General features: G+C 29.0%; 20 protein-coding genes and 1 tRNA gene. 9 read left to right on the top strand and 12 right to left on the bottom strand.

All coding sequences use genetic code 11. From position 1 onward, the window contains the following. Positions 1 to 2: 2 nt before the first annotated feature. The 3 genes from IPM32_03475 to IPM32_03465 form a co-directional block, all read right to left on the bottom strand. A complete protein-coding gene (locus tag IPM32_03475; protein ID MBK8944311.1) occupies positions 3 to 734 on the bottom strand; it encodes an RNA methyltransferase in 732 nt (243 codons plus the stop codon). A 15-nt stretch (positions 735 to 749) separates the two neighbouring features. After that, positions 750 to 1,292, bottom strand: a complete 543-nt coding sequence (locus tag IPM32_03470) for a DUF1697 domain-containing protein (protein ID MBK8944310.1) — start codon at positions 1,290 to 1,292, stop codon at positions 750 to 752. A 174-nt stretch (positions 1,293 to 1,466) separates the two neighbouring features. Further along, positions 1,467 to 3,530 carry a chloride channel protein gene (locus IPM32_03465; protein ID MBK8944309.1) on the bottom strand — a complete coding sequence of 688 codons (2,064 nt, stop codon included), beginning with the start codon at positions 3,528 to 3,530 and terminating at the stop codon, positions 1,467 to 1,469. Positions 3,531 to 3,714: 184 nt separating this feature from the next. On the opposite strand from IPM32_03465, the gene IPM32_03460 reads away from it, so the two are divergent. The 3 genes from IPM32_03460 to IPM32_03450 are packed head-to-tail and all read left to right on the top strand — an operon-like array spanning position 3,715 to position 6,196. Further along, positions 3,715 to 4,950, top strand: coding sequence for a DUF819 family protein (locus tag IPM32_03460; GenBank protein MBK8944308.1), 1,236 nt, complete (start codon positions 3,715 to 3,717; stop codon positions 4,948 to 4,950). A gap of 12 nt (positions 4,951 to 4,962) precedes the next feature. Beyond that, the gene (locus IPM32_03455; GenBank protein ID MBK8944307.1) at positions 4,963 to 5,784 is read left to right on the top strand and encodes a M23 family metallopeptidase; all 822 of its coding nucleotides are present in this window, start codon (positions 4,963 to 4,965) and stop codon (positions 5,782 to 5,784) included. 1 nt (position 5,785) lies between these two features. After that, positions 5,786 to 6,196 carry a hypothetical protein gene (locus tag IPM32_03450; GenBank protein ID MBK8944306.1) on the top strand — a complete coding sequence of 137 codons (411 nt, stop codon included), beginning with the start codon at positions 5,786 to 5,788 and terminating at the stop codon, positions 6,194 to 6,196. Between the two features lie 71 nt (positions 6,197 to 6,267). Here the strand turns inward: IPM32_03450 and IPM32_03445 are convergent, their stop codons facing one another. After that, positions 6,268 to 7,461 (bottom strand): aminopeptidase P family protein, encoded by a 1,194-nt coding sequence (locus tag IPM32_03445; protein MBK8944305.1) that lies wholly within the window; start codon positions 7,459 to 7,461, stop codon positions 6,268 to 6,270. Between the two features lie 81 nt (positions 7,462 to 7,542). Next, positions 7,543 to 7,749: a hypothetical protein gene (locus tag IPM32_03440; GenBank protein ID MBK8944304.1), complete on the bottom strand. Its 207-nt coding sequence runs from the start codon at positions 7,747 to 7,749 to the stop codon at positions 7,543 to 7,545. A 157-nt stretch (positions 7,750 to 7,906) separates the two neighbouring features. On the opposite strand from IPM32_03440, the gene IPM32_03435 reads away from it, so the two are divergent. Continuing rightward, positions 7,907 to 8,668, top strand: a complete 762-nt coding sequence (locus IPM32_03435; protein MBK8944303.1) for a GMP synthase — start codon at positions 7,907 to 7,909, stop codon at positions 8,666 to 8,668. Between the two features lie 178 nt (positions 8,669 to 8,846). Here IPM32_03435 and IPM32_03430 read toward each other — a convergent pair whose 3' ends face one another. Further along, positions 8,847 to 9,470 (bottom strand): hypothetical protein, encoded by a 624-nt coding sequence (locus tag IPM32_03430; protein MBK8944302.1) that lies wholly within the window; start codon positions 9,468 to 9,470, stop codon positions 8,847 to 8,849. A 141-nt stretch (positions 9,471 to 9,611) separates the two neighbouring features. Here IPM32_03430 and IPM32_03425 point away from each other — a divergent pair, with 141 nt between their 5' ends. Next, on the top strand, positions 9,612 to 10,361 hold the full coding sequence (locus IPM32_03425) for a sulfite exporter TauE/SafE family protein (protein MBK8944301.1): 750 nt from the start codon (positions 9,612 to 9,614) through the stop codon (positions 10,359 to 10,361). A 5-nt stretch (positions 10,362 to 10,366) separates the two neighbouring features. Then, a complete protein-coding gene (locus IPM32_03420) occupies positions 10,367 to 10,975 on the top strand; it encodes a class I SAM-dependent methyltransferase (protein MBK8944300.1) in 609 nt (202 codons plus the stop codon). A gap of 10 nt (positions 10,976 to 10,985) precedes the next feature. Here IPM32_03420 and IPM32_03415 read toward each other — a convergent pair whose 3' ends face one another. Then, complete coding sequence (locus tag IPM32_03415) at positions 10,986 to 11,954, bottom strand: threonylcarbamoyl-AMP synthase (protein MBK8944299.1); 969 nt, start codon at positions 11,952 to 11,954, stop codon at positions 10,986 to 10,988. Between the two features lie 111 nt (positions 11,955 to 12,065). On the opposite strand from IPM32_03415, the gene hisN reads away from it, so the two are divergent. Together hisN and IPM32_03405 are read left to right on the top strand one after the other, a co-directional pair. Next, positions 12,066 to 12,791 carry a histidinol-phosphatase gene (gene hisN, locus IPM32_03410; protein ID MBK8944298.1) on the top strand — a complete coding sequence of 242 codons (726 nt, stop codon included), beginning with the start codon at positions 12,066 to 12,068 and terminating at the stop codon, positions 12,789 to 12,791. A 12-nt stretch (positions 12,792 to 12,803) separates the two neighbouring features. Further along, on the top strand, positions 12,804 to 14,003 hold the full coding sequence (locus IPM32_03405; protein MBK8944297.1) for a serine hydrolase: 1,200 nt from the start codon (positions 12,804 to 12,806) through the stop codon (positions 14,001 to 14,003). A gap of 1 nt (position 14,004) precedes the next feature. On the opposite strand, the gene IPM32_03400 is transcribed toward IPM32_03405, so the two are convergent. Next, complete coding sequence (locus IPM32_03400; protein ID MBK8944296.1) at positions 14,005 to 14,895, bottom strand: DMT family transporter; 891 nt, start codon at positions 14,893 to 14,895, stop codon at positions 14,005 to 14,007. Positions 14,896 to 15,262: 367 nt separating this feature from the next. Next, a complete protein-coding gene (gene eno / locus IPM32_03395; protein MBK8944295.1) occupies positions 15,263 to 16,552 on the bottom strand; it encodes a phosphopyruvate hydratase in 1,290 nt (429 codons plus the stop codon). A 155-nt stretch (positions 16,553 to 16,707) separates the two neighbouring features. Here eno and IPM32_03390 point away from each other — a divergent pair. Continuing rightward, positions 16,708 to 16,781: transfer RNA gene (locus IPM32_03390), tRNA-Arg, on the top strand. A 52-nt stretch (positions 16,782 to 16,833) separates the two neighbouring features. Here the strand turns inward: IPM32_03390 and IPM32_03385 are convergent. The 3 genes from IPM32_03385 to IPM32_03375 all read right to left on the bottom strand — a co-directional run bounded on the left by IPM32_03385 (position 16,834) and on the right by IPM32_03375 (position 21,155). After that, positions 16,834 to 19,092, bottom strand: coding sequence for a polysaccharide biosynthesis tyrosine autokinase (locus tag IPM32_03385; GenBank protein MBK8944294.1), 2,259 nt, complete (start codon positions 19,090 to 19,092; stop codon positions 16,834 to 16,836). Positions 19,093 to 19,105: 13 nt separating this feature from the next. Beyond that, the gene (locus IPM32_03380) at positions 19,106 to 19,624 is read right to left on the bottom strand and encodes an SLBB domain-containing protein (protein MBK8944293.1); all 519 of its coding nucleotides are present in this window, start codon (positions 19,622 to 19,624) and stop codon (positions 19,106 to 19,108) included. Between the two features lie 97 nt (positions 19,625 to 19,721). Beyond that, a complete protein-coding gene (locus IPM32_03375; protein ID MBK8944292.1) occupies positions 19,722 to 21,155 on the bottom strand; it encodes a sugar transferase in 1,434 nt (477 codons plus the stop codon). Positions 21,156 to 21,173: the final 18 nt, after the last annotated feature.

Here is a 21,173-nt window from a genome sequence, read left to right as displayed (position 1 = left end):
AATTAAAGCTTTGTTATTAACTCAATTTGAGATAATGCAGAAATTATTGCACTTTCAACACGTAAAATACTTTTGCTTAATAGAAACTTTTTGAAACCCAAACTTTGCATAAAATTAATTTCAAAATCATTCCAACCGCCTTCCGGACCAATAGCAACAACAATATTATTAATATTGCTGAAATCAAATTTCAATAAATTATTTTCAGAATTAGGATGTGCTAATAATTTTGTATCATAATTATTTGAATGAAATTCATCTTCAAAAAATATTTTAAATCTATTATGAAATGAAACATTGGGAAGAAAAATTTGCTTACCTTGACTTAATCCTTCAACTAAATATTTTGTATAATTTTCTTCAAATAAAAGTGGTGAATGAAAATAACTTTTTTCAACTTTTTCAGATTTAATGAAAAATAAATTTCTAACTCCCACTGTTGCAGAAATTGCTAAAACTTTCTTTAAAGTTTGTGGTCGGGGTAAAGCACAAATTAAATCAATATTTAATTTAGTTTTTTCTGTATCGAATAAATCTATAATTTCGAGTTCTAATTTTTTCTCATCTAAGTAAACTATCCTAGCTTTTCCGAGTTGAACATTTAACAATCCTATTTCAAGAATATCACCGATTTCAGATTTTAAAATATTTTTAACATGTATAAATCGCTCATCACAAATGCGGTATAGATTATTACTTAATTTGTCTTTTTCAGAAAGAATTAAAATATTCATTTAATAATTTTGAAACTATTTATTTTGGGAAAGCTCAAATAATTTATTTACTGTCTGCCAATTTCTTGTAGTTGCAATAACATTTAATTTTTTCTCAAAAAAATTATTATTCATTTTTGCATTTCCGTAATTGTTTGGAGAATAAAAGAAAATTATTTTATTTAATAAAAAAAATTCTTCCGGTGGAAAGCTGATTTCTTTCAGTTTTTCTAAATATTCTTTTTCGGGTTCTGAAAAAAGAAAAGTTATATAATTCCTTTCCTTATCTTTTTTTTGTTTGATGAAAGGATTATTATCCAAAACGAATTTAAATTCCTCTGGAGTTTTGACAATTATTTCAACATCAAAATTATATTGAGTTTTAATTTTGTTTGAGATTAATTTTGCAAGTTTTTTTACATCATTACTCTTTGAATTAAAAATTACATTTCCACTTTGAATATATGTTTGTACTTTTTCATATTTTAATTCTTCTAAAATTATTTTTAAGTCAGCCATTTTAATTTTTTTCTGACCACTTACGTTAATTCCGCGCAGCAAAGCAATGTAGGTTTGCATTATTTTCCAAAAAAATTAATGATAAAAAATTCCAAATTACTTTAATCAAATTAAAATACAAAAAATCAGAAATGAAAATTGTTAATGAGAATTAATTTCTTTTAAATGTTTTGAAAATTACTTTTTGATAATTATTTAATTTTTTGAATTATGTTATTTGACATTTAATTTATCTCATTTCCATTCATTAGTTTTAGCAATGTTTTCATCGGAACCGAATAAAACAAGAATATCATCTGATTTAATTACATAGTTTGGATCTGGAATAATTAGTTTCGGTGTTTCCGTGTTTTCATCAAACAAAGATTTTTTTTGCTTGATCATTAAAACTTCTAAACCATATTTGTTTCTCAAACGCAGTTCAGCTAAAGTGCTTCCAATAAATGTAGAATTTACATTGCACTCAACAATAGAAAATCCTTCAGCGACTTTTGAAACGTGAGTTTTATCAATTGATTTAATTTCGTTTGCAAATCCTTCCGCTAAATTATGTTTTAAACTTTCTTGGTTATAAGCAGAAATCACATCTTGTCGCCAAATAGTTCCAATTGCTTTTAGAGAATCTTTTACCGAAACAACGGGTAATTGATCAACATTACTACTTCCGAATAATTTTAGAATATGATCAAGATCATCATTTTTAAAAACTGTTAGAACTTCAGATTTTGCAATATCGCTGGCAACTAATGTATCTCGTATTTGTTCGTACTCTGTGATTATTGGTCGAAGTTCATTTTCTGTTATTGTACCGACTAATTTTCCATTCTTATTAATTGTGTAGAAAGTTGCATGAGGACTTTCGATTAGTAAACTAATCAATTTTGAAATTGAAGTATTTTCGGGAATTAATAAAATATCATCGCGCATTATATCTTCAACAAAAATTGATTTTAAAATGTTAGTTTCTTTTCCACTTGAAATTCTGTAACCTTCACGCTCAAGATGTTTAATATGAATTGAGCCCTTCAATATTATTTGAACAATTGTTGTACTAATTATTACCCCTAGCATTAAAGGTAAAATAAAAGTATGATTTTTTGTCATTTCAAAAATTATTAGAATTGCAGAAATTGGAATTGTGTTTATTCCGCCAAGAACAGCTCCCATTCCCACTAAAACATAAGCCGTAGTATCAAGCTGCATTCCAAAAAATTGATTTAATGCAAATGAGAATAAAAATCCCAGACAAGCGCCAATAAATAAAGACGGAGCAAAGATTCCACCAAAACCACCGGAATATAAAATTATTGGAACTAAAATAAATTTGAGAATGAGAAGAATTAATACAACTTGCCAAATTTCGTTTGAAGCAAGAATGCTATTAATTGTATTGTAACCTATACCTAAAATTCCATTGAAATAATATCCAGCAAAGCCCATAGCCAAGCCCACAAAGGCCATAACCACCCATCTTGGAAATGTGTGAAGAATTTTATTATTTAAAAGTTTATCAATAAATTCTGAATATCTAATAAACAGTAATGAAAAAAATCCGGATAGAATTCCCAAAATTGCATATAAATAAAAATCAGAATATGATCCAATTGAAATTTCACCAAAAAGAAAAGTTGGTTGGTTGCCTAAAATAATTCTTGAAATTGAACTTGCAGTTACAGATGCTAAAACCAAAGCAGAAAAAGTTTGAGTTTGAAAATCATTTAACAAAATAATTTCTAGCGCAAAAAATATTCCACCAAGAGGAGAATTGAAAACTGCAGCAATAGCAGCTCCGGCTCCAGCAGCAGTAAAAATTCTTCTGCGAGAATCAGACATTCCAATAATATTTCCTATTTTGCTAGAAATTCCTCCTCCTAATTGCGCAGTAGGACCTTCCGGACCAAGTGTATTTCCGGAACCAATGCAAATTACTGGAGCAAAAAAATGAAATAACGTTATTCGAAATGGTGTATATCCACCTCTTAGCGATACTGCTTTTATAACTTCGGAAACGCCTTTTCTTTTTGCAATGTTCGGTGCAAAATATGTCATTATACTTAAAATAAATAAACCAATTGCAGGTATTAAATAAGAAAAGCTTTCTGTGTTTGAATTAAAAAATAATTCTGTTGTCCATCCAATTGATTTATGGAAAAACACCGCTGCAATTCCCGCCATTGCTCCAATAAAAATTGCATAAATGCTGAACAAAGCATATTCTGGTATTGGAAGTTTGTTGAGAAATTTTTGAATGGAAAATTTAAATTTAAGTAAACTTTGAAGATTATTTATTTCTAACATTTTGATTGCTAACATTATTTAATTTAATAAATAAATATTTTTATTTTAATTCCCAATAACAAGCAATACATTTTTTATGTGAATTATTTTGTTAATTCAATTTAAAATTACGTCCAATGATTTTTGAAATGATTTTCATAAATCATTTGTTTAACTTTTAATTTTACATAACATTGTTATAATTATGAATTTCCCAATTACAAATGATTCTGTTGTATTTGCAATATTGCTAATAATTCTTGCATTTGTATTTACAACTTCAAAAAGTAAAAAAAATTTTTGGGTAAAATTTTACAAGTATATTCCATCGCTACTGTTATGTTACTTTATTCCGGGGATATTGAATTCAATAGGAATAATTTCTGCGGAAGATTCACAACTTTATAAAATGTCTTCGAGATATTTACTTCCAACAAGTTTAGTTCTTTTAACTTTAGGAATTGATTTTAATGGAATTTTAAAATTAGGTCCAAAGGCAATAATAATGATGCTTGCGGGAACATTTGGTGTAATTTTAGGAGGACCAATTTCCGTATTTTTGGTTTCAACTTTTTTCCCGGATTTTATTATTCAAGATGGTTCATTGGCTACTTGGAGAGGACTTTCCACAATTGCCGGAAGTTGGATTGGCGGTGGGGCAAATCAAACAGCAATGAAAGAAATTTTTAATGTTGACGATTCTGTGTTTTCTGCAATTATTGCTATTGATGTTTTAACTTATAGTGTTTGGTTTGCAGTACTGTTGTACGGAGTAGGAATTTCTGAAAAGCTAGATAAATTTTTAAAAGTAGATTTAAAGTCAATTGAAGCTATTAAAAAGGGAATTGATAAAAATCATTCTGATAAATTTGATTTTTCAGATACACCAATCATGATGAAAATTCTTGCGGTGGGATTTGGTGTAACCGGACTTTCACAACTTCTTGCAGATATAATTACTCCGTTTTTTCAAAATAATTTTCCGGAGCTGGCAAAGTTTAGCTTAACATCAAATTTTTTCTGGTTAATTGTTTTGGCAACCACGGGCGGATTAGTTTTAAGTTTTACCAAATTTAGAAATTTAGAAAATCATGGTGCATCAAAAGTTGGAAATTTATTTCTTTATATTCTAATTGCAACCATTGGAATGGAAATGAATATATTAGGATTTTTTCAAAATGCTCAACTTTTATTAATTACTTCAATTTGGATTTCATTCCATGCAGTATTTATGTTAATCGTTGGCAGAATTATTAAAGCTCCGTTTTTCTTTTTAGCTGTTGGAAGTCAAGCTAATATTGGTGGAGCAGCTTCTGCCCCAATTATTGCTGCAGCATTTCATCCGTCGCTGGCAAGTGTGGGTGTTTTGCTTGCTGTTCTTGGATATGCTCTTGGAACATATGGGGCTTGGCTTTGCGCTATTTTAATGTCTCTAATTTAATTAAGGTAAAAAATGTATTTTAGAATAATATTTATCAGTTTTTTCTTTTCATCTGCAATTATACTTCCACAAGAAGTAAAGTTTAACGGAGAGTTTAAACAAGGAAATTTAATATTTGGAAAAACCGAAAATGTGAAAGAAATTACAATCGATTCTGTAAAAATTGCTTTTGACGAAAATGGAAATTTTGTTTTAGGATTTGATAGAGATGATTCAGTTGAGCATGTATTAATATTCAAATTTGAAAATAAAACAATTATAAAAAAAATTACTCCTCAAAAGGAAAAATATAATATTCAAAAAATCAATGGAATGAAACAAAAATATGTTGAAGCACCAAATGAAGAATTACCAAGAATTGAAAAGGAAAGAGAAATATCGAAAGCAGCAAGAGAAAAAGTTGGAAGTGTGAAAGATGCATTATATTTAGGAGGATTTATAAAACCAATTAGCAACGCAAGAATATCAAGTGTATTTGGAAGTCAAAGAATATTAAATGGCGTGCCGAAAAATATTCACAACGGAATTGATTTTGCATCACCGACTGGTACTCCGGTTAAAGCAATGGCAGATGGAGTAGTTCATCTTTCTGCTGATAATTTTTATTATAGCGGAAATTATATTTTGTTGGATCACGGACTAGGGTTAAACTCATTTTATCTACATTTAAGTAAAAGTTTTGTTAAAGAAGGACAGTTAGTTAAAAAAGGTGAGATAATTGGAGAAGTTGGAACAACTGGTAGATCAACCGGTGCGCATTTGCATTGGGGAGTTCAATGGTTTGATAAACGAGTTGATCCAAATTCAATTTTTAGTTTTAAAGAGGAAAATTAAAATGAGGCTTCTGATATTTTATGTAAATTCTTTTTTGTTTGAAACTCATCACAAAGGTTTAGATTCTGCCGATGATATTGAGATTAAGGATAAAATAGAAAATGCAATATTAGGATTTATTCATGTCGAAGAAAAAGATGAAATAAATAGTTCAGATGTTGAAACAAAATTAATTAAAAATCTAAAGTGGGCAGCAAGAAAAAACGAAACAAATAAAATTATTTTGCACTCATTTAATCATTTATCGGAAAGCAGTGCTAATCCGGATTTTACAAAACAAATTTTTGAAAATGCAGAATTGAGATTAAAAAATTCCGAATATGAAACTTATCAAACTCCATTTGGATATTTTCTTAATATTCAATTAGATGCACCGGGAAAACCGCTTACAAGAATATTTAAAGAATTTTAGAAAATTAATAGAACGCAGATGACACTGATCTATTAAGATTTCCGCAGTTAAAAAAATATTATTTCATATTACTATTTTTTAATCAAATAAATCTCAGTCTGAGGTTTAGATAAATATTCAATACCTTCTTCCTTAATCCAAACAATTTCTTCCATAGTTGCAATTCCATAATTCTTAATTGGCAACCTCGGTTCAATTGTAAAAACGTTTCCTTTCTCTAACGGAAGAAAAGGTAAATTTCCATATCTTTCCCATTTAGGTCCCATCATTGCGCCGCCATCGTGGGCAACTCTTCCCACTTGATGTCCCAATCCATGCGGATATTCTTCATATCCATTTTCAACAATATAACTGCGTGCAATATTATCAATTTCCCAAGCAAGTTTTCCGGGTTTCATTGCTTCACCGGATTTTATAATAGCATTTTTAATTACATTAAATCCGTGTAAAACTTCTTCCGGCGCTTCTGTTTCTCCATCTTTTAAAACGTACCAAGTTCTCTGAAGATCAGAACAATATCCATTTTTCTTTATTCCAAAATCCATATTAATAACATGACCTTTTTCAATTTTTTTATTGGTTGGTCCAGAATGAGCTCCGGCTGTATCTGGTCCGGTAAATACTGCGGGACAATGTTCTTCATCCCAAGCAAATTCAAATCCGCGATCTTTAACTTTTTGTCGTACAAAATTTGCAACATCTTTTTCCGTCTTTCCCGGTTCAAGAAAATTTGTAACTTCATCAAAAATTATTAATGTTTCCTTAATTGCATCTTTAATAAAATCAACTTCTACTTGTGATTTTCTTCCTCGTAATGCTGCTACAATTTCTTCGGAAGAAACAAATTTTTCAACGTAATGAGTATCTTTTAATAAATCCAGTAATTCTAAGTATACTCCGTGAGTTAAACCATCTGCCATAGAAGAATTGCGCGAGAAATTTAATGCAATTTTGTTTGGATTATACTTATCTAAAACTTTTATCAAATCTGATTTTACAGATTTTAAATACGGTATAATATTTTTAAATGTTCCGACAGTTTTCATATTTGCTTCTTCAAGCGAACCAATAATTGCTGTAGTATCTCCATCTTTTGTAATAATAAATGCCGAATGCCAAGTTGCGCCAGTTCCAACAATCATTTCCATCATCGGATCTTTTATATTTCCGGTTTCACGTACAAAAGTCATCCACATATCAATATTTTTTTCTTTTAAAATTTCTGCGGCTTGTTTTTGTTTTTCGATTATTAATTGATCAGCCATTTTAATTCTCCGTTAATTTTTATATCAAACAAATATGATAATTATTTTCACTTACAAATTTTATTATTGAAATAAACATATTTATCTTCCTACAAATTTCTTTAATATTTTCGGTTCAGAAGTGCTAAAAATAATTTCATTACATTTTGAACATATAAATTTCACTGATTTTGGTTTAGCACTTAATCCCAATATTGTGAAAAGAAACCATCCCCATTTTGAATATTCGCTTTCGTGAATAACGATAGGATGATTTATATCATGTCCGCATTTACAAACTTTGTTCATAAAAATTTTTCCTTCAACGGAAAATAATGAAATGATTTAAGATTTAGTAGAATATTTAGGTAATTCCTATATTTGCACTTTAGTAATTAGAAATGAGTTTATTGTGAAAATTAAAACTGCAATAATTGATTTGTATAACGGCGAAGAAAATCAAGGGATGAGATGTATTCAAGATATTTTGAAAGAAACTGATAAAAATAATGTTAATGTTGATTTAGAATATAAAATTTATGAATCGCGAAATAAAAATGAAGTTCCAAATTTAGAATATGATATTTACATTTCTTCCGGCGGACCCGGCGATCCTTTCGATGGGGAGGGCACAAAATGGGAAAAGAAATACTTTAATTTGATGGATAAAATTTGGGCGAATAACCAAAATAATTCCAACGAAAAAAAATACATTTTTTTTATATGTCATTCATTCCAAATTATGGCGCGATATTTTAAATTTGGCGATGTGATACCGAGAAACTCTAAATCATTTGGAATTTTACCAATTCATAAAACTGAAATTGGCAGAATGGATAATATTCTAAAAGGTTTGCCGGAAATTTTTTTTGGTGCGGATTTTAGAAGTTATCAAGTTGTAAATCCCAATAAAAATGTTTTTAGAGAATTTGGTGCAAAATTAATTGCATTAGAAAAAATTCGTCCACATATTGAACTTGAACGTGCGATGATGGCTGTAAGAATTTCTAATGAAATTGTTGGAACACAGTTTCATCCCGAAGCTGATATTGTGAGTATGCGGCATCATTTTGGCAAACGAGAAAGGCAACAGCAAGTTATTGATGAATATGGCGAAAAAAAATTGCAAGATATGGTGGAACATTTAGAAAATCCGGATAATATTATTTTAACAAGAAATACAGTCCTTCCTAATTTCTTAAATGATGCAATAAAAAATTTAATTTAACCGATTGTGTGAATAAAATTATATGAAGTAAAAATCAATTATTTAATCAAAAAAAATAGAACACAGATTTAACTAATAAATTATGATTTACACAGATTTTTATTTGACTAATTGTTTTTTTACTTCCTCATGCCAATTTTCAATCTCTAACTCTAGCAACGGATTTGTTAAAATTCATTTAGATTTTCTTAGAAAATAACTTCGGATCATTATGATCTTTCTCAAATCCGATTTTTGTAAGATATTTTTTGTGGGCTTGAACTTCAGTTTCTGCGATTAATAATTTGTATCCTTTTTTTTCAAAATGATTTGACTGAGCAAAATATATAAATTTGGCATTCTTTAAATCTCTGTAATCAGGAATTGCATAATCCAGTTCGATTAAAATTTTCTGTTCATTAATTTCTTTATATGCAAATAATCCAACTGGAATTAGGTTTCGCAAAATAAAAAAACTTTTATCTTCATTAATTTTAGTTATTAAAAAATTTGGGAAAAACTTTTTTATATCGTTTGAATAAAATTGAAAAAATTTAGTTAACAATGAATCGTGAGAATTATTGATCGGCAAAAGTGTAAAATATTCCTTCTTTCTTTTCATTTCAAAAATGTAATAAATATCTACAAGTGTTATAAAAGTGTTGAGAATAAAAACGGGAATTGCTCCAACTAATAATCCGTAAGTTGCAAAAGTTGCTGCGCCAATTAAATTAATGATTCGCAGATAAAAAATATTTTTCATCATTAGTGAAATTGCAACTAATACAGAGCCGACGTAGCCAATAATTTCAATGTAATTCATAATTTATTTTTTTTTGATTTTCTAAATGGCAAAAAATTGTTTAATGATAGTAATTTTAATATTACTATTTTTCTTTACATTATAAAATAATAATTCCGAAAAGGAGTTAAAAGTTACAAACCAAAATTATATTTTATTTCCATGAATATTTATTTAGAAATATTATTGCTTTTTTCAGCCGGAGTTATTACAAGTTTTATAAATGTTATGGCTGGCGGAGGATCAACTTTGACTTTACCGATCTTAATATTTTTAGGACTCGATGCACCGGTTGCAAATGGTACAAACCGTTTGGGAATTCTATCGCAAAGTATTTTTGGTGCACTTTCATTTCACAATCAAAAAGTAAGTCAAATTAAATTAAGCGTAAAATTAAGTTTACTTACTTTACCCGGCGCAATTGTTGGAGCTTTCTATTCTACAAAAATTGAAAATGAATTGTTTGAAAAAATTCTTGGGATAGTAATGATTGGAATTGTTGTTACAATGCTTATTCCAAACTCAAAAGTTATTTTGAAAGATAAAATTTTGGAAAAACTTCCTTGGGCAATTTACCCTTTAATGTTTGCATTAGGTTTTTATGGAGGATTTATTCAAGTGGGGATTGGATTTTTATTAATGTTAACACTTCACAATATTCTAAAATTAAATTTAGTTTATGTTAATTATCATAAAGTCTTAATTGTTTTGATTTATACAATTCCTGCATTATTAATTTTTATTTTTACTGATAACATAAATTGGTTATATGGAATTAGTCTTTCGGCTGGAAGCGGAATTGGAGCTTGGTGGGCTGCAAAAGTTGCTGTAAAAAAAGGTGAAAAAATTATTAAAATAATTTTAATTGTTGCAATTATAATTATGTCTTTTGAATTATTAGTTGGGTTTTAGAAAATATGAATGATAAAAAACATTGGTATGATGGAATTTTTTACGATAAAATTATTGCCCCAAACCAAGATAAAATGTTTGAGCAAATTAAAAGAATTGTTGGTAAAGACAATTCAGTATTAGATATTGGATGCGGAACTGGAAGATTGGCTTTTCAACTTTCTAATCATTGTAGAAAAATTGTTGGTATTGATTTATCATCAAAAAATATTTCTGTTGCAAATTCTAATCACAATGGAAATTATAAAAATGTTGAATTTGTACATGGAGATATAGAAAAAATTAGCAGAAGAGTTTCCGAAAAATTTGATTTTGCAATTCTTACTTACGTTATTCATGAAATGCAGGAAAATGAAAGATTGGGATTATTATCCGCAATTAAAAAAATTTCAAATAAAATAATAATTGGTGATTATATAACTCCTACACCAAATTCATTTTGGGGAAAGTTAAATGTTGTTGTTGAATATTTAGCCGGAAAAGATCATTACAATAATTTTAAAAACTATGTAAAAAATGGTGGATTAGATTATTTAGCTAAAGAAGTAAATTTGAAAAAGATTTCTGAAATTAAAAACCAACCTCAGACATCTCATCTTGTTGTTTTGGAATAATTAATTTTAATTATACATATTTATTCACAGCTTTTGTTAATCTATCCATAATGGCAGCACCAAGTCCGATATTTTTAATAGGTTCCACAACAATTAAATCCAAATTTAGATTTTCTAATTCATGCAAAAAAGAAAATAAGTTTGCAGCTGCTTCGTGTAAATCTGAATTTTTTGATAGAATTTTTGAAACTTTAAACCTTTCACTATTCTTGATTTTATGAAAGAATATTGCACCAATATTTTTATTTGAGGAATTCTTAATTAATTCGTCATCATAAAAGTAAATTGGAATATTTGGAGCATAATGAATTTTTAATTGTCCCGGCGAATTTGGAAATACAGCAAGGGAATTAGGTTTATCCAATTTGCCAATTATTTCTTCAATGCTTTCTTTTGCAATTCCACCATGACGTAATAAAAATTGCGAATCATCATTTACTTCAATTATTGTTGATTCAACTCCGATTTCACAATTTCCGCCATCTAAAATTATATCAACTTTATTTCCTAATTGTTTTACAACGTGCTCGGCTTTTGTTGGACTCAGTTTACTAAAACTGTTTGCACTTGGCGCTGCTATTGGTTTTCCGAGTTTTTCAATTAATTCCAAAGCAATTTTATTATTTGGCATTCTTACTGCAACGGTTTCCAATCCGGATGTTACAATGTACGGAACAATATCTTTTTTTTTCAAAACTAATGTTAGAGGTCCGGGCCAAAATTTATCAATTATTTTGGAAATCTTTTCGCTCGAAAATTCAGCAATTTCATGTAACATTTTTATTGAAGAAACATGAAGTATTAACGGATTAAAAGAGGGGCGCTGTTTTACTTCAAAAATTTTTGATACTGCTAAACTATTCAAACCATCTGCACCCAAGCCGTAAACCGTTTCTGTAGGAAATGCTACAAGTCCGCCGGATTTTAATATTTCCGCAGATAAATTAATATTTTCTGAAGTTGCTTCTAAAAGTTTCATAAATAATTTATTTTAATACCCAATAATAAGAAAAGAATAGTACAAATTAATTATGAGGTTTTTGTGGTGTTATCTCAAAGTGAGATTTTAGAACTTACAAATTTTTGCAAAATGTTAACGGATGTGAGTGGTAAAAATATTCGTAAATATTTTAGAAGCAATATAAATATTGAAACTAAATCGGATGATTCTCCGGTTACAATTGCTGATAAATCAACAGAAGAAAAATTGCGGGAATTAATCATGAAAGAATTTCCATCATATGGAATTTTAGGTGAGGAATTTGGTCAATACAATAAAGAAGCGGAATACCAATGGCTATTGGATCCAATTGATGGAACAAAAAGTTTTATATGCGGAACTGTAACTTTTGGAACTCTTATTTCCTTGACTAAAAATGGTAAACCGGTAATTGGAGTTTTTCATCAACCAATACTTAATGAATTTTTAATTGGTGATAACTCGCAAACATTTCTAAATGATAATTTAGTAAAAGTAAAAGATGTAAATAAAATTGAAGATGCTGTGCTTCTTACAACCGATCATTTGGCAGTTGAGGAATTTCAGAATTTACCAAAATTTGAGCAACTTATGCGGAAAGTAAAACTATATCGCCAATGGGGAGATTGCTATGGATATTATTTGGTTGCTTCCGGTTTTGCGCAAATAATGATTGATCCAATAATGAATGTGTGGGATACAATGGCTTTAATTCCAATTATAAAGGGTGCTGGCGGAATAATTACAGATTACCAAGGTAAAAATGCCGAAGAAGGAGAAAGCATTATTGCCGCAACTCCAAATATTCATAAAGAAGTAATTTCTATTTTAAATTAGAGTTTATAAAAAATGAAAAAATCAATTTTAATTTTATTTGGAATAATTTTAATGATAAATCAAAATTTTGGACAATCTGAAAATATTTTGGAAAAATTAATTAATGATAATTATGAAAAATTATTACCGGCAATAGAAAATTTAGAAAAGTATGAAATCCAAATAATATATACGCAGATTGATAAAAACGATAATGGTGAAATTTCTCTTAACACTTTTTCATTTAATGAAAATCCGCAAAAATATTTTTATCCCGCAAGTACCGTAAAATTTCCCGCAGCAATTTTGGCATTAGAAAAATTGAATGATTTAAATATTTCCGGCGTTAATAAATTCACACATTTATCAATAGATAGCATTTATAAAAATCAAGTTTCGTTCGATAAAAATTTTAAAGATGAATGCGGTTATCCGAATATTGCAAATTATATTAAGAAAATATTTTTAGTTAGTGATAATGAAGCATTCAACAGATTGTATGATTTTCTCGGACAAAAAGAAATTAATGAACGTTTGCAAAATAGGGGATTTGCTAATACTAAAATTGTTCACAGATTGGAAGTTGCAAGAACCGAAGAACAAAATAAGCAAACTAATCCAATTAATTTTTATGATGAAAATAATAATGTGATTTATCAACAACCGGCAAAGTTTGAAGGAACAAATAATCAATTAAATTTAACCGAAATGAAAAAGGGAATTGGTTATTATTCAAATGATATTTTAATAAATGAACCAAAAGATTTTTCGCAGAATAATTTTTTTGGATTGAGAGATCAGCATAATTTGATGATTAGAATTACTTATCCGGAACTATTTAACAAAGAAGAAAGATTTAACTTAAACAAAGATGATTATAAATTTTTAAATAAATATATGTGTATGCTTCCCAGAGAAAGTGAATGTCCGAAGTATGATTCTACCGAATATTATGATGGATATGTAAAGTTTTTAATGTTTGGCGATTCAAAAAATCCAATTCCAAATAATATTAAAATTCATAGCAAAAGCGGATTAGCTTACGGATATTTAATTGATAACGCCTTTATTCAAGATAAAGAAAATAAAATTGAGTTTTTCTTATCAGCTGTAATTCATGTTAATGAAGATCAAATTTACAATGATGATAAATATGAATACGATGAAATTGGTTTGCCTTTTCTTGCAAATCTTGGAAAAATAATTTATGAATTTAAAAAGGGAAGAAAGTAAATTATTTAAGAAATAAAATTGCAACACCAACTACTGCAACAACAGCTCCAAGAATTGAGATAAAAGACAATTTTTCCTTAAAATAATATCGTACAATTGGCAACATCAATATTGGTACGGTTGACATAAGTGTTGCGGCAATTCCAATTTTTGTATGTGAAATTGCAATCAAGCTAAAAGTTATTCCTAAAAATGGACCAATCAATGAACCGATAATTATAAATTTAAGAGCTTCTTTTTTTTCTTTCAGAATTGAAAAACTTGTTCTTCTGCTTTTAAAAATTAAACCAATAAAATACATTAAAAAAATTGATGGAAGCATTCTATAAAAAGTTGCTACAAAACTATTTATTTCACCTAACTGAAATGCTTGTTTTGCAAAAATTAAATTTATTGCTTGCCCAACTGCACCTAAAAATGCAAACAAATATCCAATATTATTTTTTTTATAATCACCAGAAGGTTGTTCTGATCTTTTTAGCACAACTAAAGAAATTCCAAAAATAGTAATTACAATTCCAATAATTCCCCAAAAGGATAAAGATTCATCTAAATAAAGATATGCGGCAAATGAAGCCACGGCGGGAGAAAGAGTCATAATTAACATGCTCAATCTTGCACCAATATATTGATATGATTTGAATAAAAATCCATCGCCAAATACCAATCCGATAATTCCGCTTAATCCTAATAAATAAATTTGCTCAAAAGTAATTTGGAAGTTTAAGTTAAAAATTAAAATTGTAATTATGAGAAAAAGTGTTGCCATCAATAATCTGGTAATGTTTACGACAAATGAGCCGACAATTTTTGTAGCTTCTGAAAAAGCAATTGCTGTTCCCGACCAAAGAAATGCTGTAATTAATGCTGAAATTTCACCAATGAATTGCATATTTGACTTATAAAATTTAATCCAATTTATTTGTAACTAAAAACTCACTTAATTATAAAAATTTTATTTTCGATAATAAATTGTTTGGAATCACAATTTACTTATGTAATTCCTTTTTATTTGATAGAATAATTTACTGAGAAAAAATAATGGAAACTATTTTATACTTTTCGTTAATTATTGCGTTTCTTGTTGGAACATTTATTTTTGTTGTAAGAAGTATGTCAAATTACATTAAAAATAATTGAAACAAATTACACAACATTCCTAAGAGTTCTTAAACCATTTCGATTGAAACAATTTCATTATTTTGAACATAAAAAAAGCGCCTAAAATTAGACGCTTTTATAAACCAATTCAAATAAATTTATTTGTAATTAATTGCTGCTAAACCCGGATAAATTGCTGTAGAATCTAATTCTTCTTCAATTCTTAACAACTGATTGTATTTTGCAATTCTATCACTTCTGCTTGCGGAACCGGTTTTAATTTGACCGGCATTGGTAGCAACGGCAATATCAGCAATAGTTGTATCTTCTGTTTCACCTGAACGATGGCTGATTACATTTGTGTAACCGGCACGTTTTGCCATTTCAATTGCATCTAAAGTCTCTGTTAAAGTTCCAATTTGATTTACTTTAATCAAAATTGAGTTTGCAATTCCTTCCCCAATTCCTTTAGATAATTTTTGTGTGTTTGTTACAAATAAATCGTCACCAACTAATTGAATTTTTTTGCCTAAAGCATCGGTTAAATTTTTCCAGCCTTTCCAATCATTTTCATCTAAACCATCTTCAATTGAAACGATAGGATAATTCTTAACTAACTTTTCATAAATTTTAATCATTTCATCGGAAGTTTTTTCTGATTTATCTGATTTGAAGAATACATATTTGTTTTTCTTTTTATCATACATTTCACTTGATGCAACATCCAAAGCAAGACTAATTTCTTTTCCAGGTTTGTAACCGGCTTTTGTAATTGATTCAAGAATTAAATCTAAAGTTTGTTCATTTGATTTTAAGTTTGGAGCAAATCCACCTTCATCGCCAACAGATGTTGAGTAACCGTTTTTCTTTAATACAGATTTTAAAGAATGAAAAGTTTCGGTTCCCATTCTTAAAGCTTCAGCAAAACTTGTAGCTCCGTGAGGCATAATCATAAATTCTTGGAAATCAACAGTGTTGTCAGCGTGCGAGCCGCCATTTAGAATGTTCATCATAGGTACTGGAAGGACTCTTGCACTTGTTCCACCGATATATCTGTAAAGTGGTAATTCCAAAGCTTCTGCTGCAGCTTTTGCACAAGCAAGTGAAACTCCCAAAATTGCATTTGCACCTAATTTAGATTTGTTTGGTGTTCCATCCAATTCAATTAAAAAATTATCTATCGCAACTTGATCAGCGGCATCAAAATCAATTAACAAATCAGCAATAATATCATTTACATTACTAACTGCTTTTTGAACTCCTTTTCCTAAATATCTTTTTTTCTTAACATCACGCAATTCAACTGCTTCGTGTTCACCGGTTGACGCACCGCTTGGAACTGCAGCACGACCAATAATTCCTGAATCCAATAGTACTTCAACTTCTACGGTTGGATTGCCTCTGGAATCTAAAATTTCTCTACCTAAAATATCAATGATTGTTGTCATTATTAAAACTCCTAAAATGAATGTAATAGTTAATTTTATAATTGTAAAACTATCTAAAAAGAAAGGCAATTACAATTTTGATACATTAAGAAATTGTAAATTTGATAACAAAAGGATTATTATTATTTTTTGTATTAGGAAAGTAAACATATAAAGCCCCGGTAGCTCAGTAGGATAGAGCGACAGTTTCCTAAACTGCAGGTCGGAGGTTCAAATCCTCTCCGGGGTACAATAAAAAAGCCTCATTTCTGAGGCTTAATTTTTTTGCTTTTATATTATTTTTAAGAATTAACCCATTCTTTTTGCTTTGTTTCATCAACTCTTGAATAATATTTAGAATGGTTATATTTATTGTAGGATCTATAACCACTATTGTAATCAAAATTATTTAGAACAGTTCCAATAAATGATTTTTGTCCGTGAGATGTTAATTGATTTGTTGCTTCAATTAACCAATCAACTTCAGTTTTTTCGGCAAATACAACCAAAATACTCATATCAACAATATGAGATAGAATTTCTGCATCTGTAATTGTCATTACCGGAGGAGAGTCAATTACAACAATATCAAATTTTGATTTTAGAAATTCGATAAATTCTTTCATTTGGTCAGAACCTAAAATTTCAGAAGGATTGGTTGGTATTGTACCGGCTGCAATATAGAATAAATTCTCAAAATCAGTTTTTCTCAAAATATCATCATATGATGCTTGTTTGAATAAATAATTTGTAAACCCGGGGGATTTCAATCCGCCAAAAACTTCATTAACTCTTGGAATTCTTAAATCGCAATCTAAAATAATTGTTTTCTTATTTGATTGAGCAAAACTTGCAGCTAAATTTGTTGCAACAGTTGTTTTACCTTCTTGCGGAGCTGAAGAAGTAATTAAAATGCTTTTAGCGCCTTCTGTAATTTTACTAAATTGAATACGAGTTCTTAATGATCTATAAGATTCACCAGCAGCTGCTTCAGTACTTCCACCAACCAAAATTTCTGCATTCTTCTGAGTCTTATCAATTTTTCTTTCAAATTTTGGAATCCATGCTAAAACATTTGTAGATTCTTTTTCAATATCTTCCGGAGTTTTTACAGTTTTATCAAAATAACTTTTTAAGAATACGTAAGTAAATGCAACACCAAAACCAAGAATTAAACCCATAATTGCTAATAATGGTCGGTTTGGTTTTGCCGGACCACCAGGTACTCGGGCATCACTCATTATTAAAACATTGCCCGGTGTAGATTGTTCATTTATAAGTGCTTCTTGATATTTAGCTTCAAGAACTGTATATAATTTTTCTAGTGATTGTCTTTTTCTTTCAAGTCTTGCAAAGTCTAAAGTTTTACTTGGTAATTCATTAAATTTTTTATCATAGGAAGCAACAACTGAATTTAAGGAACTATATCTTGCTTTCAGTCCTTCATATTTTAATTCAGCTTGAAACAATTCTTGGGTAATTTCCTTAAGTTCGGTAGGAGTTGAGGATAGAACTTTGTCTTGATATTCACCATGAATTTTTTTCAATCTAGAATTTAAATTCGATAATTTTTGATCATAACTATCAATAAGTGAGGAATTATTTGTACCAGAATTTGATCCAGATAATGCCTTTGTTTTTTGAATTTCCACAGCTGCAATTTCATTTCTCAAACCTTCTATTTCAGGTTCAACCGATTTTGATTCTACCCAACCGGATAATGTTTTATTTCTTGCATGATACTCATCTTTTAACCTAGCTAAATTTTCTTTTGCCATACTCATTTCAATTTGAAGACGACTTTGATCAGCTTCGAATTCAGAAGTCGTTCTAATTAAATTAAGCGCTTGTTCACCTAATTCAACTCCGCCGCCTTGAGCTTGGTAAACTCTTAGATCATCTTCAGCAACTGCTAATTCCTCAAACTTTTCATCTCTCTGTAGCGCTAAAAATTCTTTAACCTTTGTTAATTGTTTACGACTATCTCTGAGGTTAAAATCACGATAAACATTTGCATAGGCATTTGCAATTATTGCTGTTTCCTTTGGTGAACCAGATTCAACATTAATCTGAATAAAATCCAAGCTTGGAACTTGTTCTATGGTTACATTTTCTGATAAAAGAGCAGCTAATGATCTATCGGAACGCACTTGAGTTTTTGTATTTTCAAAAATACCGGAACTTTTATTTACTGCTAAATCAAATACTTCGGAGTTTCCAATTTGTTTAAATGAATCGATAACCACCCTTGCAACTTCTTCTCTAATTGATCTATTTTTCATTACTTCAATTTCATTTGCTATATATCTATCAGTACTTGAGGAACCAAGTGCAGCCTGAAGCGGATCCGATAAGATATTTTTATTCTGAGGTTCAGAAATTTTTAAAACTGTTGTACTCGTATAAATATCGGGCGCAGAAATTGCGTAAATGAGAATAATTGAAAATATTACTAAACTGATAGTTAGAATCAAAACCAAATTTGATTTCAACATATTTAGATAATTTACTGATGCGCTTTTGTTTTTCGAATTCGAGTTAAAATTTTTAACTTTTTCCACTAATTTATATCCTTTATTTTAATCTTAATATTAAAAGCCATAGGGAAATTACAGCAGAAAAAATGCTTAAACCAACTTGAAACCAATTTTTAAAGTATAATCTTGGAGAACCTGGAACAACTAGTAAATCTCCGCCTTGTAATTTTGGTAATTTTCTGCTTTGCACTTCTAAATTATCTGCCCAAAGTAAATCATTAAAATTGAACGAAAACAGATGTTGAGTTGAATCTTCCATAACTCTGTAAAGCCGTAAATCTTCAAGATCAGAATCGTCTGTTGGTCCACCAGCATAAGATAATAAATCACTAGCAGTTGTATATACTGGTATTTGATATCTTCCGGGATATTTTACAAATCCCCAAACAGAAACACTCATATTTACAGCTTCAGGATCAGAGTAATCATAAAATCCACCTTGTCTTTGCGAAGTTACTCCTGTGTATTGTGTACCAAGACGTACATCATTTTCGTTTTGAGCAAACAAACCATATGCCATAAAAAACAGCATTATAATTGTTAATTTTCTTTTCATTATTATAAACTTCCTCTTTTTGGGTCTTATTGAAATATTAACAATTTGATGTTAATATCGAAAAAAAAAACATTTTTTAAATATATGTTTCGGAAAATTATTTTCCGCCTCTGGAAAATAACATAACAGGAATAGTTTTAAGAATTAATTGAATATCCAGCCAAGGTGACATATTATTAACATAATACAAATCAAGAACTACAGAATCTCTAAATGATACAGAACTTCTTCCCCAAACTTGCCAAACTCCTGTGCATCCTGGCAATACATTAACTCTTCTTTTCTGCCAAGTATCGTAATTATCAAACTCATACGGTAAGCTTGGGCGCGGTCCTACTAAACTCATTTCACCTTTAATTACGTTAATTAACTGCGGTAATTCATCCAAAGATAATTTTCTTATAATTTTTCCAATCCAAGTAACTCTTTTTTCATTAACAATTTTTGTATCGCCGTTTTGAGAACCATTATTTTTTATAAATTCAATCATCTGGCGTTTTCTTTCTTCTTCGCCCTTTTCATCAACCGTCATTGAACGAAATTTGTAAAACTTAAATGGTTGTCCTCCTTGACCAATTCTATCTTGTTTAAAAAATACTGGACCTTTGGAGGAAAGTTTAATCAATAATGCAATTATTATAAATATTGGCGAAAGTATTGCTACTCCAATTAATGATAGTATTAAATCAACAATTCTTTTAAGCTTAAGAGTTAAGTTATTGCTATAATGAGGAGAAACTCCAAGAACCGGAATTCCCGCATATTTTTCTGTGGAAACTTTTTTCGTTACAATATCAAAAAGTTCTGAAGTCAATTTAACAGTTACATGTAAAGAATTACATAAATCCAAAATCTCAAGAAGTCTTTCATAATTTATATCGTCAATCGCAATAATAATTTCATCAATTGTGAATTCATTATTTATTCGCTTTAAATCTTCAATTGTTCCTAAGACCTCTATGCCATTTAATTTTTTATCAGGTACTTCATGATTAACAACAAACCCTAGAACATTAATTCCTTCAGGATTCTCAAACAATAATTTTGTAGCTAATAATTTGCCGGTTGTTCCATCACCAACAATAATTACATTACTGTTAAATTGTTGTTTATACTTAAGAAAAATTCTTCTTCCGACTTCTACTCTAAAAATATAAAGAGTTGGAACAACAATTAGCACAAACATGAAAATAATTAATCTTGAATCTAAAACTTCAGAAGATTTTACGAGGTGCGAAATTACAACAACATTTAGAGTTCCGTAGTAAAGTGATTTGATTATTGCAGTAAGATGAGCGGAACGATTAAAAATTATGTTAATTCTGTAAAGATTATTTACTTGAAAGATGAAAATAAAAAATGCTGCTGCAATAAAAAAAAGTGATAAAATTGGGAAAGAAATTCTGACAAAGTTTATTAAATCAAGATTTTTATCATATCTAACAACATATGCGGAAATGACAAATGCGATTGAAATAATTATCAAATCGAATAATGCAAAATAGAATTTATATTTCGGAACTTTTGTCATAGTAAATGATTAAATCGC

This window comes from Ignavibacteriota bacterium (genome assembly GCA_016716225.1).
Taxonomy (GTDB): Bacteria; Bacteroidota; Ignavibacteria; order Ignavibacteriales; family Melioribacteraceae.
Note: the sequence above shows the minus strand (reverse complement) of the source record. Positions and strands in the feature narration are given on the sequence as shown.

Excerpts from the sequence above, each read along its gene's own strand:
- IPM32_03425 (MBK8944301.1), top strand. The coding sequence starts at position 9,612 with ATGAATATTTATTTAGAAATATTATTGCTTTTTTCAGCCGGAGTTATT.
- IPM32_03445 (MBK8944305.1), bottom strand. The coding sequence starts at position 7,461 with ATGGCTGATCAATTAATAATCGAAAAACAAAAACAAGCCGCAGAAATT.
- IPM32_03460 (MBK8944308.1), top strand. The coding sequence starts at position 3,715 with ATGAATTTCCCAATTACAAATGATTCTGTTGTATTTGCAATATTGCTA.
- IPM32_03380 (MBK8944293.1), bottom strand. The coding sequence starts at position 19,624 with ATGAAAAGAAAATTAACAATTATAATGCTGTTTTTTATGGCATATGGT.
- IPM32_03435 (MBK8944303.1), top strand. The coding sequence starts at position 7,907 with ATGAGATGTATTCAAGATATTTTGAAAGAAACTGATAAAAATAATGTT.
- IPM32_03455 (MBK8944307.1), top strand. The coding sequence starts at position 4,963 with ATGTATTTTAGAATAATATTTATCAGTTTTTTCTTTTCATCTGCAATT.
- hisN (MBK8944298.1), top strand. The coding sequence starts at position 12,066 with ATGTTAACGGATGTGAGTGGTAAAAATATTCGTAAATATTTTAGAAGC.
- IPM32_03430 (MBK8944302.1), bottom strand. The coding sequence starts at position 9,470 with ATGAATTACATTGAAATTATTGGCTACGTCGGCTCTGTATTAGTTGCA.
- IPM32_03420 (MBK8944300.1), top strand. The coding sequence starts at position 10,367 with ATGAATGATAAAAAACATTGGTATGATGGAATTTTTTACGATAAAATT.
- IPM32_03415 (MBK8944299.1), bottom strand. The coding sequence starts at position 11,954 with ATGAAACTTTTAGAAGCAACTTCAGAAAATATTAATTTATCTGCGGAA.
- IPM32_03450 (MBK8944306.1), top strand. The coding sequence starts at position 5,786 with ATGAGGCTTCTGATATTTTATGTAAATTCTTTTTTGTTTGAAACTCAT.
- IPM32_03440 (MBK8944304.1), bottom strand. The coding sequence starts at position 7,749 with ATGAACAAAGTTTGTAAATGCGGACATGATATAAATCATCCTATCGTT.
- IPM32_03400 (MBK8944296.1), bottom strand. The coding sequence starts at position 14,895 with ATGCAATTCATTGGTGAAATTTCAGCATTAATTACAGCATTTCTTTGG.
- eno (MBK8944295.1), bottom strand. The coding sequence starts at position 16,552 with ATGACAACAATCATTGATATTTTAGGTAGAGAAATTTTAGATTCCAGA.
- IPM32_03405 (MBK8944297.1), top strand. The coding sequence starts at position 12,804 with ATGAAAAAATCAATTTTAATTTTATTTGGAATAATTTTAATGATAAAT.
- IPM32_03375 (MBK8944292.1), bottom strand. The coding sequence starts at position 21,155 with ATGACAAAAGTTCCGAAATATAAATTCTATTTTGCATTATTCGATTTG.
- IPM32_03465 (MBK8944309.1), bottom strand. The coding sequence starts at position 3,530 with ATGTTAGAAATAAATAATCTTCAAAGTTTACTTAAATTTAAATTTTCC.
- IPM32_03475 (MBK8944311.1), bottom strand. The coding sequence starts at position 734 with ATGAATATTTTAATTCTTTCTGAAAAAGACAAATTAAGTAATAATCTA.
- IPM32_03470 (MBK8944310.1), bottom strand. The coding sequence starts at position 1,292 with ATGCAAACCTACATTGCTTTGCTGCGCGGAATTAACGTAAGTGGTCAG.